The organism is Streptoalloteichus hindustanus (assembly GCF_900129375.1).
GTDB classification, from domain to species: domain Bacteria; phylum Actinomycetota; class Actinomycetes; order Mycobacteriales; family Pseudonocardiaceae; genus Streptoalloteichus; species Streptoalloteichus hindustanus.
In genome coordinates this window covers 734,167-749,719 of the sequence record NZ_FQVN01000003.1, presented here as the reverse complement: position 1 = coordinate 749,719, position 15,553 = coordinate 734,167, and the positions used below count along the sequence as shown (strand labels likewise).

The 15,553-nt window shown below is 72.0% G+C and carries 14 protein-coding genes and 2 tRNA genes; 7 read left to right on the top strand and 9 right to left on the bottom strand.

From position 1 onward, the window contains the following. Nucleotides 1-22 precede the first annotated feature (22 nt). From BUE43_RS12590 to BUE43_RS12570, 5 genes are all read right to left on the bottom strand, one after another. A complete protein-coding gene (locus BUE43_RS12590) occupies nt 23-778 on the bottom strand; it encodes a hypothetical protein (RefSeq protein ID WP_143174108.1) in 756 nt (251 codons plus the stop codon). Between the two features lie 198 nt (nt 779-976). After that, entirely contained in the window at nt 977-2,203 is a 1,227-nt protein-coding gene (locus BUE43_RS12585) for a GNAT family N-acetyltransferase (RefSeq protein ID WP_073482337.1), read from the bottom strand. A 62-nt stretch (nt 2,204-2,265) separates the two neighbouring features. Next, complete coding sequence (locus BUE43_RS12580; RefSeq protein WP_073482335.1) at nt 2,266-2,964, bottom strand: alpha/beta fold hydrolase; 699 nt, start codon at nt 2,962-2,964, stop codon at nt 2,266-2,268. 127 nt (nt 2,965-3,091) lie between these two features. Next, complete coding sequence (locus tag BUE43_RS12575; RefSeq protein WP_234995679.1) at nt 3,092-3,358, bottom strand: Uma2 family endonuclease; 267 nt, start codon at nt 3,356-3,358, stop codon at nt 3,092-3,094. Nucleotides 3,359-3,852: 494 nt separating this feature from the next. Further along, nucleotides 3,853-3,926: transfer RNA gene (locus BUE43_RS12570), tRNA-Gly, on the bottom strand. Between the two features lie 142 nt (nt 3,927-4,068). On the opposite strand from BUE43_RS12570, the gene BUE43_RS12565 reads away from it, so the two are divergent. The 7 genes from BUE43_RS12565 to BUE43_RS12535 all read left to right on the top strand — a co-directional run bounded on the left by BUE43_RS12565 (nt 4,069) and on the right by BUE43_RS12535 (nt 9,565). Next, nucleotides 4,069-4,142, top strand: a tRNA-Pro gene (locus BUE43_RS12565). A 51-nt stretch (nt 4,143-4,193) separates the two neighbouring features. Beyond that, nucleotides 4,194-4,394 (top strand): DUF1737 domain-containing protein, encoded by a 201-nt coding sequence (locus BUE43_RS12560; protein ID WP_234995678.1) that lies wholly within the window; start codon nt 4,194-4,196, stop codon nt 4,392-4,394. 121 nt (nt 4,395-4,515) lie between these two features. After that, a complete protein-coding gene (gene tig / locus BUE43_RS12555; protein WP_073482329.1) occupies nt 4,516-5,883 on the top strand; it encodes a trigger factor in 1,368 nt (455 codons plus the stop codon). A gap of 266 nt (nt 5,884-6,149) precedes the next feature. Next, nucleotides 6,150-6,731 carry an ATP-dependent Clp protease proteolytic subunit gene (locus tag BUE43_RS12550; RefSeq protein WP_073482751.1) on the top strand — a complete coding sequence of 194 codons (582 nt, stop codon included), beginning with the start codon at nt 6,150-6,152 and terminating at the stop codon, nt 6,729-6,731. A gap of 22 nt (nt 6,732-6,753) precedes the next feature. Next, entirely contained in the window at nt 6,754-7,407 is a 654-nt protein-coding gene (locus BUE43_RS12545; RefSeq protein ID WP_327083441.1) for an ATP-dependent Clp protease proteolytic subunit, read from the top strand. 204 nt (nt 7,408-7,611) lie between these two features. Continuing rightward, on the top strand, nt 7,612-8,886 hold the full coding sequence (gene clpX / locus BUE43_RS12540; protein WP_073482327.1) for an ATP-dependent Clp protease ATP-binding subunit ClpX: 1,275 nt from the start codon (nt 7,612-7,614) through the stop codon (nt 8,884-8,886). A 274-nt stretch (nt 8,887-9,160) separates the two neighbouring features. Next, nucleotides 9,161-9,565 carry a protealysin inhibitor emfourin gene (locus BUE43_RS12535; protein ID WP_073482325.1) on the top strand — a complete coding sequence of 135 codons (405 nt, stop codon included), beginning with the start codon at nt 9,161-9,163 and terminating at the stop codon, nt 9,563-9,565. Between the two features lie 54 nt (nt 9,566-9,619). On the opposite strand, the gene BUE43_RS12530 is transcribed toward BUE43_RS12535, so the two are convergent. The 4 genes from BUE43_RS12530 to BUE43_RS12515 all read right to left on the bottom strand — a co-directional run bounded on the left by BUE43_RS12530 (nt 9,620) and on the right by BUE43_RS12515 (nt 15,243). Beyond that, a complete protein-coding gene (locus BUE43_RS12530) occupies nt 9,620-10,510 on the bottom strand; it encodes an alpha/beta hydrolase (RefSeq protein ID WP_073482748.1) in 891 nt (296 codons plus the stop codon). Between the two features lie 131 nt (nt 10,511-10,641). After that, nucleotides 10,642-11,823, bottom strand: a complete 1,182-nt coding sequence (locus BUE43_RS12525) for a CaiB/BaiF CoA transferase family protein (protein WP_073482323.1) — start codon at nt 11,821-11,823, stop codon at nt 10,642-10,644. After that, complete coding sequence (gene fdhD / locus BUE43_RS12520) at nt 11,820-12,686, bottom strand: formate dehydrogenase accessory sulfurtransferase FdhD (RefSeq protein WP_073482746.1); 867 nt, start codon at nt 12,684-12,686, stop codon at nt 11,820-11,822. Before fdhD ends, BUE43_RS12525 begins: the two co-directional genes overlap by 4 nt. A 217-nt stretch (nt 12,687-12,903) precedes the next feature. Beyond that, a complete protein-coding gene (locus BUE43_RS12515; protein ID WP_073482321.1) occupies nt 12,904-15,243 on the bottom strand; it encodes an FdhF/YdeP family oxidoreductase in 2,340 nt (779 codons plus the stop codon). Between the last annotated feature and the right edge of the window lie 310 nt (nt 15,244-15,553).

Genomic DNA, 15,553 nt, shown 5'->3' with positions numbered 1-15,553 from the left:
ATGTCGTTGACGATTCCTTCGGTCAGAAGTCGAAGTCGCCGCCACCGCCGCTGTCGCCGCCGAGGCCGAACCCGCCGAAGTCGAAGCCCTGGTCGCCGCCCGCGTCCAGCGCGTGCCCGTCGGCCAGGCCCTCGGCGTAGGCGGCCGACGCGATCGCGTCCGCGCTCACGCCGTGCATGCCGGAGAACATCGCGTCGAACAGCAGGAACGACCCCACACCCCAGGCGCCGGCCACCAGCGCCGGCTTCCACCACGGCTCGCTGTACCAGCCCTGCGGCACCGGCCGGCCGGCGACCATGCCGCCCGGGTAGTAGTGCGGCGTGCCGGAGGTCGGCTGCGGCGAGGCCGAGTAGTCGTGCCCCTGGACCGAGACCTTGCGCTCCTCGGTGACCTTGCCGGCGTTGCGCTGACCCGACAGGTCCGGCAGCTCCGGGCCCGGGTCGAGGTCCATCGCGACGCGCGCCGCGCGCACGTAGTACAGGCCCTCCAACGCCGTCTGGGTCACCAGCTGGCACTGCTGCGCGGTCTGGGCCTGCTCCATCTGCGACCCGGCCGCCGTGTAGCGCTCGGACGCGTCGGCCAGGGCCTGCTTGGCGGCCTCGTTGGTGCCGACGAGGTTCATCACCTGACCGCCGAGCCGCTCCACCCACCGCCGGGCCTCGGCCTTGGCGTCGTCCAGCGCCCGCCGCTTCGCGGCGGCCTGCTGCCGGAACCACAGGAACCCGCCGACCGCCACGAGCACGAGCACGACCAGCACGACGATCACGAAGTCCTCCACGAGCCGCGTCCGCGGCCGCGCCGCGGGACGACGAAGTGGGCCGCGTCGACGTCGCCGCCGTTCCGACCCCGATCCACCGCCTCCAACGTACGACCAGGAGCCGGAGTTCCGGCGCCCGGGTCGGACCAGCCCCCGGGGGCTGGTCCGACCCGGACAGATGCTCCCGAGGCAGAACGCCCCCGGGCAGAAGGCTCTCGGTCAGAAGGTTTCCGGGCAGTGCGGGGCGCGGTCTCCGGCGAAGGCGCGGCTGACCGGCGTGAGCGTCCCCGGCCGCAGCTCGCGCACCCGACCCGCGGCGGCGAGGCTCGTCAACGTGGGTCCGCCCAGGAACACGGAGCCGAGCATCGCCACGTCCAGCGCGATGTCGGGGTCGTCGTCGGTCCGCAGCACCTCGGCGGCACCGCTCCCGTCGACCCGCAACCGCCACCGGCCCGCGTTCCACGGGCACAGGGTGTCGGTGAGCTCCATCACGACGTTCACGGGCGCCGGGTAGCGCCGGGCCGCCAGGCCGCGCTCGACGTCCACCACCCGCATCCAGACCGAGTCGACGAGGCTGCGCTCGGCCAGCCGGGGGTTGGCCAGCAGGAGCGGCAACGGGTCGTCGGCCCTGGCGAAGGAGTAGTGGACTTCGCCGACGAGGTCGAGGTCCAACAGGTGTCGCCACAGCGCCGCGTGGGCGGTGGGCGTCGTGGCCGCGATCTCGCGCACCCGCAGGAAGTGGCGGGGGCCGCGGTCGGTCCAGTTCTCCCGCACGTCGTAGGCGGCGTAGCCGTCCGGGTGGATGGCGAACCGCAGCTTGGAGTAGTCCTCGTCCCCCGACTCGCTGTCGTCGTACCACCAGCGCCAGGACGCCGGGGGGCGGGTGACCCAGCCGACGCTGGTCGCCGCCACCCTGGCGTGCAGGTCGCGGAACAGCGGCATCGCCCGCTCCCTGGGCAGCTCCCTGATCCGCGCGTCGCCCACGTCCACGCTCGGGTGGAACTCGGCGCCCCTGGGCACGGTCAGCTGCGCCCGCCACGCGGCCGGCCCGTAGCCGAAGCGGCCGTAGATGCCGCCCTCCGAGGCCCACAGCGCCGCGAGGGGCTCCGCGCCGGACTCGTACAGGCCGTGCAGCTGCGTGCGCATCAACGCGGCGAGCACCCCGCGGCGGCGCTGGTCGACGGCGACCACGACACCGGTGACGCCGGCCACGGGGCTCGGCCCCGTACCGGGCAGTGTCATGTCACGGGTCAGGATGAAAGCGCCACCCAGCATGGTGCCGTCGGGGTCGAAGGCCCCCAGTGAGCGGGAGACCTCGATCCGGCCGGCCTCCCGCCGGACCGCCTCCGGTGACGTGTCGACCAGGAAGGCGTTGTGGTCGAGGCGGACGTAGTCCTTGATCTCATCCCTGGCTAACGGCCGAACGATCGGCGCGTGCTCCGGCATAGTCCGCTTGGTACTCCGCCCCGGCTGCCCGATCCAGCCAATTTCGGCCGCCGTGCGGGGAATCACGGTGTGCGGTCGGTCCGCCGGCCGACGCCGACGAGGACGTCGGCGACGCTTTCCGGGCGCGCGACGTGCGGGCAGTGCCCGCCGAGCAGCTCCACGCACGCCGCGCCCAGCCGTTCGTGCGCCGCCCGGCGCATCCAGTCCGGGCGCAGGACGCGGTCGTCGACCGGGAGCAGGTAGGTCGACGGGACCGCCCTCGGGTCGGCGGAGGGGCGGTGCCGGTGGACCGCCTCGGCGGGGAACGGGCGCAACGTCCCCAGCGCCCAGCGCAGGGTGGCCAGATCGCAGTCGTGGAACAGGAAGTGCGCGGCGATCACCGGGTCGGCGAACGGGTCCTGGCCGACCCACTCGGGGTTGACCACGGCCTCCGGCTCGACGCCGACGTCCTCCACGAGGCACGCGCCGCCGTCGAAGTCCGGCACGTAGGCCGCCAGCCACACCTGGTGGCTGGCGTGGAGGGCCTGGGCGAGCGCTGGGAGCAGCGCGCCGCCGCCGGAGTGCGCGACCACCACGGGAGTCGGGGCGCGGTCAGCCCACCAGCGCAGGGCGTGTTCCGCGTACGCGGTGGCCGGGGCGGCCGGCGGCACTCCGGCCAGGTCGAGGCAGTGGGCCCGGTGGCCGCGCCGGGCCAGTGCCTCGACCAACCGGTCCCAGCCGCTGGGCGCCTGCGTGGTGCCGTGCACGAGCACGAAGTCCACGTGCGCCTCCGAAACCCGGTGCAGGTTCGAGATCCGCTCGCAGCGTAGCCCCGCCTGCTCGCCGATCCTGCGGCTTCACCGGGGAAGGGGCGGCTTGGGCCGCGTGAACGCCCGTGTCGGCCTCAACTCAACGGAGCAGCAGGCCACCGGGATCGACTGAAAGAGGGATAGGCCCTGGAAGGGTGACAACCGTTCCGGCACCGGCGCGCATGACCAGCGCATAGGCAGCGTCGGACAACATGTGGGCGAACACGACCGGAGGACGCTCTCCCGGAAGCTGCTCTCGGAAACCGATCAGTTCCACGCGCCAGAAGTGCGGGACACCGGCCTCGGCCAACACCATCGGCTTGAGGGTGCGATCCTGCTTCCTGGAACCAGGGGAAACGATCTCCACGGCGAGAACCACCTGCTCGGGCCGCAGGAGGTTGGTGTCGGCTGATCTTGATGCCGACTGCTTCCAGCACTTCCAGCTCCGGGGGAGCCGCGTCTTCCAGGCGGCGTGAGAGCCGGCGGGACAAGCGCTGGTGACCGACACCAGGAGGCGGGTTCGCGATGAGGGCGCCCTCGATCACTTCGTGGCGGTAACCGTCGGCGGGGAGCGCCATCACGTCGGCGACGAACCACGGCCGTGGACCGTGATGCCCCGGCAGGGGCACGGCCATCAGCGCTCACCTCCTCCGAGTACCAGCGTCCTACACGAGGCCCCATAGTGAATGCGGGCCTCCGCTCCGGCATCAGCGGACGCGACGGGCGACGACGGAGCGGGGGTGCCTGGTGCCAGCGGGCTGACAGCACGCTCGTCACACGAGGCTCCCAGACACGTCCAGATACGTCAGAGGGGGTGGACCCGGCTGCCGGGTCCACCCCCTCTGACGTGCTCTTCTCCTGTGGAGCGGGTGACGGGAATCGAACCCGCACAACCAGCTTGGAAGGCTGGGGCTCTGCCATTGAGCTACACCCGCTGGGCTCCCGGATCACCGGGCGCGTTCAACAGCCTAGCGCGTCACGCTAGGCTGCTTGTGCACCACCGGTCGGAAAGCCCGGACGGCGAGGTCGGACGGCACGTCGGACAGCGTTGGCGGCGGCGGACGGCCGGAGGTGCGACGGGGTGTGGCGCAGCTTGGTAGCGCACTCGCTTTGGGTGCGAGGGGCCGTGGGTTCGAATCCCGCCACCCCGACGGTGTCGAGCAGGAGCGGAGGGCGCGCTGACGGACCGGCTCCGGTACCGGTTGATCACCGGACCGGATGACGCCGCGTCCTGCCGCCGGATCAGCGCCCTGCTCGACGAGGGGTACCGCCCGCACGGCTCCCCCGCCGTCGCGTTCGGCGGCGAGCGGGTCGTCGCCGCCCAGGCCCTGGTGTGGCCGCACGCCCCCGCCGGCTCCGAGCCCGGCGCGGCGGGCGGGGTGGCGGAGGCCGCGCGCGGCTAGGGCCGCGAGGGTCAGCTTCGGGTGTACCCCCTGACGGCCTAGACTTGGCCGGACGTCCACGCGCCGCCGTCGGGCGAGGCGCGGGACCCACACTGCACGCCCTGTTCCACGAGGAGACCACGTGAAGAGCACCGTCGAGCAGCTCAGCCCGACGCGCGTCCGGATCAACGTCGAGGTGCCGTTCGACGAGCTCAAGCCGAGCTTCGACCGCGCCTACCGGAAGCTCGCCCAGCAGGTCCGCATCCCCGGCTTCCGCCCGGGCAAGGCGCCGGCCCGCGTGCTGGAGAGCCGGATCGGCCGCGCCCCGGTGCTCGACGAGGTGGTCAACGAGGCCATCCCGGCCAAGTACGGCGAGGCCGTGACCGCCGGTGAGGTGCGCCCGCTCGGCCAGCCGGACATCGAGGTGACCAAGCTGGAGGACGGCGAGCTGCTCGCCTTCACCGCCGAGGTCGACGTCCGGCCGGCGATCGAGCTGCCCGCCTTCGACGGCATCACCGTGGCCGTCGACGACGTCGAGGTGACCGACGAGGACGTGGCGAAGCAGCTCGACGAGCTGCGCGCCCGGTTCGGCACCCTGGTCGGCGTCGAGCGCCCGGTCCAGCAGGGCGACTTCGTCGTCGTCGACCTGTCCGCCACCGTGGGCGGCGAGGACGTCGCGGACGCCCGCACCACCGGCCTGTCCTACGAGGTCGGCTCCGGCCAGCTCGTCGAGGGCATCGACGACGCCCTGGTCGGTGCCGCAGCCGGCGAGACCCGCGCCTTCACCACCACCCTGGTGGCCGGCGAGCACGCCGGCAAGGAGGCCGAGGTCAGCGTCGTGGTCACCTCGGTGAAGGAGCGGCAGCTCCCCGAGGCCGACGACGAGTTCGCCCAGCTCGCCAGCGAGTTCGACACCCTGGACGAGCTGAAGGCCGACCTGCGCGAGCGGCTGGGCCGCGTGAAGCGCATGCAGCAGGCCATGCAGGCCCGCGACAAGGTGCTGGAGGCCCTGCTGGAGGCGGCCGAGGTGCCGCTGCCGGAGAAGGTCGTCGAGTCCGAGGTGGGCGTGCGCAAGCACGACGCCGTGCACCCGTTCGACCACGACGAGGCGCGCTTCGCCCAGTGGCTGGAGTCGCAGGGCCAGACCCTGGAGGACTTCGAGAAGGAGGCGCGCGAGGACGCCGAGCGCGCGGTGAAGACCCAGCTGCTGCTCGACGCCATCGCCGACGCCGAGGAGCTCGGGGTCACCGACCAGGAGCTGACCGAGCGCATCGTCTACCAGGCGCAGCGGTTCGGCATCAGCCCGGACGAGTACGTGCAGCGGGCCCAGCAGGCCGGCCAGCTCGGCGTGATCTTCGCCGACGTGCGGCGCGGCAAGGCGCTGGGCGTCGTGGTCCGGCAGGCGACCGTGACCGACGGCTCGGGCGCGACCGTGGACCTGTCCGACCTGTTCGGCGACGAGCAGGGCGAGCCGGCGGCCGAGGCCGAGGCGCGGACCGAGCAGGAGTGATCACGCGGCGTGTCGGAACCGCCTTCCGACACGCTCTCAGCGAACGCGGGCGGTGTCGGGAAGTCGGCGCCGCCCGCCTTCGTTAGGGTCGGTTGGGACGGTCCGCGGCAGCGGACCCCACGGCTTCACCGCAAGACCAACGAAGGATCACCGGCGGAGCGGAGGGCGGCGTGGCCGCCTCGCTCGTCCGCCGACCACCTGGGAGAAAGCAGGCAGACGTGACGCAGCACCTCACCGTCCCCGGGGGCGGTCCCGCGCTTCCGCAGATGCGGGCCGGCGGGGGCATGTCGCTGAACGACTCGGTGTTCGAGCGGCTGCTCCGTGAGCGGATCATCTTCCTCGGCCAGCAGGTCGACGACTCGATCGCGAACCAGATCTGCGCGCAGCTCCTGCTGCTGGCCGCGGAGGACCCGGAGCGGGACATCACGCTCCACATCAACTCGCCGGGTGGCTCGGTCACCGCGGGCATGGCGATCTACGACACCATGCAGTACGTCGAGTGCGACATCAAGACGGTGGGGATGGGCCTGGCGGCCTCGATGGGGCAGTTCCTCCTCTGCGCCGGCACCCCCGGCAAGCGGTACGCCCTGCCGCACGCGCGGATCATGATGCACCAGCCGTCGGCTGGCGTCGGGGGCACCGCCTCGGACATCAAGATCCAGGCCGAGGTCTTCGCCAAGCACAAGCGGGAGATGGCCGAGCTCATCGCCCAGCACACCGGGCAGCCCGTTGACAAGATCGTCGAGGACTCCGACCGGGACCGCTGGTTCACCGCCCACGAGGCCCTGGAGTACGGCTTCATCGACCACGTCGTCACCCGGGCGACGCAGATCGCCGACGGCAACTGACCCGCACCACGAGGAGACACCAGTGAGCCTCTTCCTCACCCCCAACTCCCGGCTCGTGACGCCGCAGTCGCGGTACGTGCTGCCCTCCTTCGTCGAGCGGACCAGCTACGGGATCAAGGAGTCGAACCCGTACAACAAGCTCTTCGAGGAGCGGATCATCTTCCTCGGGGTGCAGATCGACGACGCGTCGGCCAACGACGTGATGGCGCAGCTGCTCTACCTCGAGGGCGACGACCCCGACCGCGAGATCACGATGTACATCAACTCGCCGGGCGGCTCGTTCACGGCGCTGATGGCCATCTACGACACCATGCAGCATGTCCGGCCGGACATCACCACGTTCTGCCTCGGCCAGGCCGCCTCCGCGGCCGCCGTGCTGCTGGCGGCCGGCACCCCCGGCAAGCGCTTCGCGCTGCCCAACGCCCGGGTGATGATCCACCAGCCGTCCACCGAGGGCGCCTACGGCCAGGTGTCCGACCTGGAGATCCAGGCCGCCGAGATCCAGCGGGTGCGCACCCTGCTGGAGACCACCCTGGCCAGGCACACGAACAAGGGCGTCGAGCAGGTCCGGCTCGACATCGAGCGGGACAAGATCCTGACGGCCGACGAGGCCAAGGAGTACGGGATCATCGACGACGTCCTGACCAGCAAGAAGCCGGTTCCGTCGAAGCACTGACGCGGTGGCCGGCCCCTCCCCCGGCCAGGGGCCGGGGGAGGGGCCGGCCGGCGCGACACGCCGTCGTGACCTGCCCTTCCCGGGTTGTCCGCGCGTGTCGGGGCAGGCTGGTGCTCCCGCTCACACGGGGTGGGCGGGTACCGTCGAGCAAGGAAGCCAGGCGCACCGGTGGGGGTGCGCCGGAGGGGACAGAGGTCAGCGGCCATGGCGCGTATCGGTGACGGCGGCGACCTGCTGAAGTGCTCCTTCTGCGGGAAGAGCCAGAAGCAGGTCAAGAAGCTCATCGCCGGCCCCGGTGTGTACATCTGCGACGAGTGCATCGACCTCTGCAACGAGATCATCGAGGAGGAGCTGGCCGAGGCGGGCGACGTCAAGCTCGACGAGCTGCCCAAGCCGGCCGAGATCCACGAGTTCCTCGACCAGTACGTGATCGGCCAGGACGACGCCAAGCGCATCCTGTCGGTGGCGGTCTACAACCACTACAAGCGCACGCAGGCCGGGGAGAAGAACCGCGGCGACGACGGCGTCGAGCTGGCCAAGTCGAACATCCTGATGCTCGGCCCGACCGGCTGCGGCAAGACCTACCTGGCGCAGACGCTGGCGAAGATGCTCAACGTCCCGTTCGCCATCGCCGACGCCACCGCCCTCACCGAGGCCGGCTACGTCGGCGAGGACGTCGAGAACATCCTGCTGAAGCTGATCCAGGCCGCGGACTACGACGTCAAGCGGGCCGAGACCGGCATCATCTACATCGACGAGGTCGACAAGATCGCCCGCAAGAGCGAGAACCCGTCGATCACCAGGGACGTCTCCGGCGAGGGCGTGCAGCAGGCGTTGCTGAAGATCCTGGAGGGCACGACCGCGAGCGTGCCGCCGCAGGGCGGGCGCAAGCACCCGCACCAGGAGTTCATCCAGATCGACACGACGAACGTGCTGTTCATCGTGGCCGGCGCGTTCGCGGGTCTGGAGCGGATCGTGCAGGACCGGGTGGGCAAGCGCAGCCTCGGCTTCGGCGCGGACATCCGGTCCAAGCAGGAGCTCGACAACGCCGACATCTTCGCGGACGTCATGCCGGAGGACCTGATCAAGTTCGGGCTCATCCCGGAGTTCATCGGCCGGCTCCCGATGGTCGCCACCGTGACCAACCTGGACAAGCCGTCGCTGGTGCAGATCCTCACCGAGCCGCGCAACGCGCTGGTGAAGCAGTACCAGAAGCTGTTCGAGATGGACGGCGTCGAGCTGGAGTTCACGCACAGCGCCATGGAGGCGGTGGCCGACCAGGCCATCCTGCGCGGCACCGGCGCCCGCGGTCTGCGGGCCATCATGGAGGAGGTGCTGCTGCCGGTGATGTACGACATCCCCAGCCGCACCGACGTCGCCAAGGTCGTGATCACGGAGCAGACGGTGCGGGAGAACGTGAACCCGACCATCGTCGCCCGGCAGGCGGCCCGCAGGGAGCGGCGGGAGAAGTCGGCCTGAGCCGACCACGAACAACGCGGCGGAGGCCCCCGAGGAGATCCTCGGGGGCCTCCGGCGTTTCGGGGAACGCGATGCGCCGAACGGGCACCGCTCCCGCCGGACGAATCACCCGGCTCTTTTCGGTGAATGGTGGATTGACATTCCGGCCGGCGAATTCTCGCGGTGATCATCCCCACCGGGTGGTGCCCCGAACGGAGGTGTCCGGAACGGCGGCGGCGCAAAGAGGATCTTGTTGGGCGGAACCCGCCCGACGAGCGACGGAAGGGATCCTTTCGTGAAGACCATCTACCGTTTCGTGTTGGCGTTCGCCCTGCTGCTGGGCGTCACCGGTGTGGCGGCCGCGCAGGCGGCCCCGGTCGGGACCGCCGAGGGCCGGGGTGGGGTGAGCTCGGTGACGCTGACGACGACCGGCGGCTACGCCGGCGTGCACGAGACCGTCACCGTGACGCCGACGACGTCCTTCCCGAAGAAGGACCAGCTGTTCTCCCTGGTCACGCGGGCCGACTTCCGCGCGCTCGGCGACAGGTACATGCCCGTGCACACCTGTTGCGACCGGTTCAACTACGTCCTTGAGGTGACCTACGCCGACGGGAAGCGCAAGAAGGTCGAGACCATGGACGGCGCCACCGCGCCGCGGGTCCTCTTCGACGTGATCGAGCTGCTGCGCTCCACGCGCTGACGCCGTCGTTTCCCGGCGCCGGCGGTCGTTTTCGCGACCGCCGGCTTCCGGCCGTCAGAGATGGCGTCCGAGGAATCGCACGGCTTCGGGAAGAACGCGTCGGTAGTAGTCGTCGTTGTGGCCGCCGGGGCCGGTCGAGGCGATGACGGGTTTGGCGTCCCTGATGAATCGCCGGGTCCCGTGAATGAACTGGTCCTCGGTTCCGCACCACACGGCGACGGGAACGTCCCCGAGTTTGTCGACGTTGCGCAGCGGGTCCGAGGCGGCCCAGTCGGAGGCGTCCGGGAACGCGTCGCGCTTGCGCATCTCGCGCCAGGACAGCAGCAGCGCGGGGGAGACCGCCGCGACGGCCCGGACGGGGTCCCGGCGCTCCCGGCGGCGCCGGGCGTAGAGCAGGGCGCCGAAACCGCCCATCGAGATCCCGGCGACCGCGAACGGCTGGTGCCGGCGGCCGCCGAGGTTCCGCCGGGCCAGCCACTGGGGGATCTCCTCCAGCAGCATGGTCATCGGGTCGTCGTCCCGGTTGCGGTGCCAGTACCCGTTCCCGCCGTCCACGGTGACGAAGGCGTAGGGCGGGATCTCGCCGCCGGCCACCGCGGCGGAGAGCAGGGCGGGCAGCGTGCCGACGGCGCGCGCGTTGCCGAACCGGCCGTGCAGCATCAGGCAGACGGGCAGGTTGGCCCGGGCCGCGTTCTCCGGGGAGACGGTGACGATGTCGATATCCCGGCGTCGGGCCGCCGAGTACACGCGGTCCACCACGACCTGGCCCCGGCCGGCGTCGGGGCCGGTGGTGGCGGCGCGGCGGGCCACGGCGGGCGGGTCGCCCTGCCGGGTGGCGCTGGTGAGGACCAGGCCGGCGAGCGCGGTGGTTCCCGCGGCGGCGGAGGCGCCGAGCAGCACGCGTCGGCTGACGCGGCGCCGGGTGGCGTCGCCTCGCTCCCGCATCCGCACCTCCGAGCTGTTGTCCGGCACATCGTGCGACACCGGCAGGGCACGAATCCAGCCGTGGTCGCCCGTGGCGCCCAGTTATGACCAAAGGGCGGGAAGAACCGCGGAGGGGTGAGCCGAAAAACCGGCTAACCGGCCGATGTGGCGCGCAGTTCCCGGATCTCCTCGGCGGTGTAGCCCAGCCAGGTGAGGATCGCGTCGGTGTGCTCACCGAGCGCCGGGACGGCGGCGGGGTCCCACTCCCACGCCTCGGCCGAGACCGGGGGCGTCAACATCGGGACCGGCTCCGCCCCGGGCACCGGGACCCGCCGCCAGCGGTCCCTGGCGGCGAGCTGGGGGTGCTCGGCCAGACCGAGGACGTCGCGGGTGCGGGAGGCCGGCACGTCGGCGGCGTCCAGCGCCGCGAGCAGCGCCTCGGCGGTCATCCGGTCGAACACCGGCTGGAGCTCGGCGTGGAGGGCGGGTCGGTTGGCGACCCGGTCGGTCACCGCGCGGAAGCGGGGGTCGTCGGCCAGCTCCGGCCGACCCAGCACGTCGACGCACAACCTGCGCCACTGCGGCTCGTTCTGGACGGCGAGGTGCACCGTCCCGCCGTCGGCGCAGCGGAACGGACCGTACGGGGCGATGCTCGCGTGGTGGGCGCCGCTGCGCGGGGCCGGAGCCCCCGTTCCCAACGCGTAGAGCAGGGGTTGGTGCATCCACTCCGCCAACGCCTCCAGCAGGGAGAGCCGCAGTGTCGCGCCCTCGCCGGTGCGTTCCCGGTGTAAGAGCGCGGCGAGGACGGCGGAGTGCATCTGGACCCCGGCCGCGATGTCCGCCACCGAGATGCCCGTCCGCGCGGTCACCTCGCCCGCGCCGGTCAGCTCGATGAGCCCGGCCTCGGACTGCACCAGGGCGTCGAACGCCTTCCTGGCGTCGTACGGCCCGCCCTCGCCGTAGCCGGACAGCTCGCCGACGACGAGCTCCGGGCGGGCGGCCCGCAGCGTCCCCGCGTCCACGCCCAGCCGTCGGGCCGCCGCCGGCGAGTAGTTGCACAGCACCACGTCGGCCCTGGCCAGGAGGCGGTCCAGCACCCGCCGGCCGGCGGGGTGCCGCACGTCGAGCGCGATCGACTCCTTGCCCGCGTTCGTCCAGGCGAAGTAGGACGACACCGTGCCGCACGCGCGGTCGTAGTCCCGGGCGAAGTCCCCCGTCCCGCGCCGCTCGACCTTGATCACCCGCGCGCCCAGGTCGGCCAGCAGGCGGGAGGCGTACGGCACCGCCACCGCGTGCTCCAACCCGACGACCACGATCCCGGCCAGGGGCCTCACCCGACCACCTCCGACTCGCGCTCCGCGCCGACCCCGGCGTCGAGCTCGATCCGCTCCGCGCCGGTGTAGACGTTCATGGTCTCGCCGCGCAGGAAGCCGACCAGGGTCATGCCCTGCTCCTCGGCCAGCTCCACGGCCAGCGAGGACGGTGCCGACACGGCGGCCAGCACCGGCACGCCGGCCATCGCGGCCTTCTGCACCAGCTCGAACGAGGCCCGGCCGGACACCAGCAGGACGCAGCCGGCCAACGGCGTCAGCCCGTGGAGCAACGCCCAGCCGAGCACCTTGTCCACCGCGTTGTGCCGACCGACGTCCTCCCGGACGGCGAGCGGCGAGCCGTCGGCGCGGAAGAGCCCGGCGGCGTGCAGGCCGCCGGTGCTGGCGAACACGCGCTGCGCCTCCCGCAGGGCCGCGGGCAGGCCGGACAGCGTCGCCGCGCTCACCCGCGCGGGGTCGCCCGAGGGGGAGAACCGGGTGCGCAGCCGGACGGCGTCGAGCGCGGCCTTGCCGCACACCCCGCAGGAGGACGTCGTGTAGAAGTTGCGCTCCACGCCGGGGTCGGGCGGCGGAACGCCGGCCGCCAACGCGACGTCGAGGACGTTGTAGGTGTTGCGCCCGTCCGGCCCCTTGCCGTCGCAGTAGCGCGCCACCGCGACGTCCGCCGCCGCCTGGATCACCCCTTCGGTGAGCAGGAACCCGTGCGCCAGCTCGACGTCGTGGCCGGGCGTGCGCATGGTCACCGCCAGCGCCCGGCCGTCCACCCGCAGCTCCAGGGGCTCCTCCACGGTCAACGTGTCGGACCGGCGCGCGACGCGGCCCCCGTCGAGGCGGAGCACCGGACGGTGCGTCGTGACCCGACCCATGGCGTTCTCCTTCGGTGGTTCGTCACCCGGACGGGGCCGGGCGCTACGGACGATCACGGTGCGCTGGACGCTGCCCGGGGCCTCGGCCACGGGCACCAACCTCTTGCCAACCTCTGTTGTGATCGTTTAGGGGGTGGGGAGCGCGCAGGCCCCCCGACGCGCTCCCCAACACAGAACCGGTACTACCCGGCCGCCGCCAGCAGTCGGGTGGAGCCCGCTACGGTGCGGTAGCGGGCTCCAACCGGACCACGACCGACTTCGACGTCGGGGTGTTCGACACCTCCGCCGTGGAGTCCAGCGGCACCAGGGGGTTCGCCTCGGGGAAGTAGGTGGCCGCGCACCCCCGCGCGGTGGGGTAGGCGACGGCCCGGAACCGCTCCGCCCGCCGCTCGGAGATCGCACCGCCCGCCGCGCCGTCCGTTCCGCCGGCGCCGTCAGCGGGCCACTCGCTCACCAGGTCCACCAGAGCGCCGTCGGCGACGCCGAGTTCCGCGAGGTCGTCCGGGTGCACGAACACGACCCGGCGGCCGCCGGAGACGCCCCGGTAGCGGTCGTCCAGCCCGTAGATCGTGGTGTTGTACTGGTCGTGGCTGCGCAGGGACTGCAACAGCAGCCGGCCCGGCGGGACCTTCGGCGCGTAGAGCGCGTTGGCCGTGAAGTTCGCCTTCCCCGTGGCGGTCGGGAACCGCCGCTCGTCCCGGGGCGGGTGGGGGAGGACGAAGCCGTCCGGCTGCCGAACCTTCCGGTTGTAGCCCTCGCAGCCCGGGACCACGCGCGCGATGCTCTCCCGGATCAGGTCGTAGTCGCGTTCGAAGTCCTCCCACGGCACCGGGTGGTCGTCGCCGAACAGGGCCCGCGCCAGCCGGCTGATGATCGCGACCTCGGACAGCAGGTGCGGGCTCGCCGGCCGCAGCCGACCCCGCGACGCGTGCACGATCGACATCGAGTCCTCGACCGTGACGAACTGCTCGCCGGTGGCCTGCTCGTCGCGGTCGGTGCGACCCAGCGTCGGCAGGATCAACGCGGTGCGGCCGTGCACGACGTGGGAGCGGTTGAGCTTCGTCGACACGTGGACGGTCAACGAGCAGGACCGCAGGGCCTCCTCCACGACCTCGGTGTCCGGGGTCGCGGAGACGAAGTTGCCGCCGACCGCGAAGAACACGCGCGCCCGCCCGTCGCGCATCGCGCGGAGCGCCTCGACGGTGTCGAACCCGTGCTCGCGGGGGACTGCGATGTCGAACTCGGCCTCCAACGCGGCCAGGAACGACTCCGGCATCTTCTCCCAGATGCCCATGGTGCGGTCGCCCTGCACGTTGGAGTGGCCCCGCACCGGGCACACCCCGGCACCCGGCTTGCCGATCATGCCCCGGAACAGCAGCAGGTTCACGACCTCTCGGATGGTGGGCACCGCGTGCCGGTGCTGCGTCAGACCCATCGCCCAGCACACGATCGTCCGCTTCGACTCGGCGAGCATCCGGCCGACCCTGGCCACCTGCTCCCGCGCCAGCCCGGTCGCCGCGTCCACCTCGGCCCAGTCCACCGACCGCACGTGCTCGGCCCACTCCTGGTAGCCGTGCGTGTGCCGCTCGACGAACTCCCGGTCCATCACCGTGCCGGGCGCCGCGTCCTCCGCCGCCAGCAGGAGGTGGCCCAGCGCCTGGAAGAACGCCTGGTCGCCACCCAGGCGGATCTGGCAGAACTCGTCGGCCAGCGGCGTGCCCCCGCCGACGACGCCGGAGGGGCGCTGCGGGTTCTTGAACCGCATGAGCCCCGCCTCGGGCAGCGGGTTGACCGCCACGATGCGCGCGCCGTTGCGCTTGGCCTCCTCCAACGCCGACAGCATGCGCGGGTGGTTGGTGCCGGGGTTCTGGCCGACGACCAGGATCAGGTCCGCCGCCAGCAGGTCGTCCAGGCTGACCGACCCCTTGCCGACGCCGATCGTCTCCGACAGCGCGGCGCCGGACGACTCGTGGCACATGTTCGAGCAGTCCGGCAGGTTGTTCGTCCCGAAAGCGCGGACGAGGAGCTGGTAGAGGAACGCGGCCTCGTTGCTGGTCCGACCCGAGGTGTAGAAGACCGCCTCGTGCGGGCTGGCCAGGCCGCGCAGCTCGTCGGCGATCAGCCCGAACGCCTCCGACCAGGCGATGGGCTGGTAGTGGGTCGCCCCGGGGCGCAGCACCATCGGGTGCGTGAGCCGGCCCTGCTGGCCCAGCCAGTAGTCGGTGCGCTCGGCGAGCTCGGCCACCGGGTGCTCGGCGAAGAACTCCGGGCCGACCCGGCGCAGCGTGGCCTCCTCGGCGACCGCCTTGACCCCGTTCTCGCAGAACTCGATGGCCTTGCGGTGCCCCGGCCGCTCCGGCCACGCGCAACCGGGGCAGTCGAACCCCTCGCGCTGGTTGAGCAGCCGCAGGGTGCGCACGGTGCGCGTGGCGCCCATCTGCTCGAACCCGCGCTGCGCCGAGACCACCACGCCGGTGACCCCGGCCGCCCAGTCCTTGGGCTCGCTGATCTCCAGCTCGGCCTCGTCGATGTCCCGTTCCGGTGGCTTGCGGCTCATACCGCCATCCTCCGCCCGCCCCCACCCCCAACACCAGCAAGCCCGCCGCTCCACCTCCCGCGTCCGGGGTGAGCACGTCGTCGGGATCCGGTGTGACCGCTCTCATAATTGCCGAGGGCCGGACGGGTGCGTTCTGGAAGGTGAGGCGCGACCGCTATTCGCCATTCATGGAAGAAGGCGGTTACCGACTTCTTCACACTGATGGCCCACAACGAAAGGATTGTCGTCGAGGTCACGGTGTGGTTGCTCCGGACAGAGCATCAAGTCGGGGACGTCCCGCACTTTGTCCCTGTCGCCTTTCTGCTCTGGA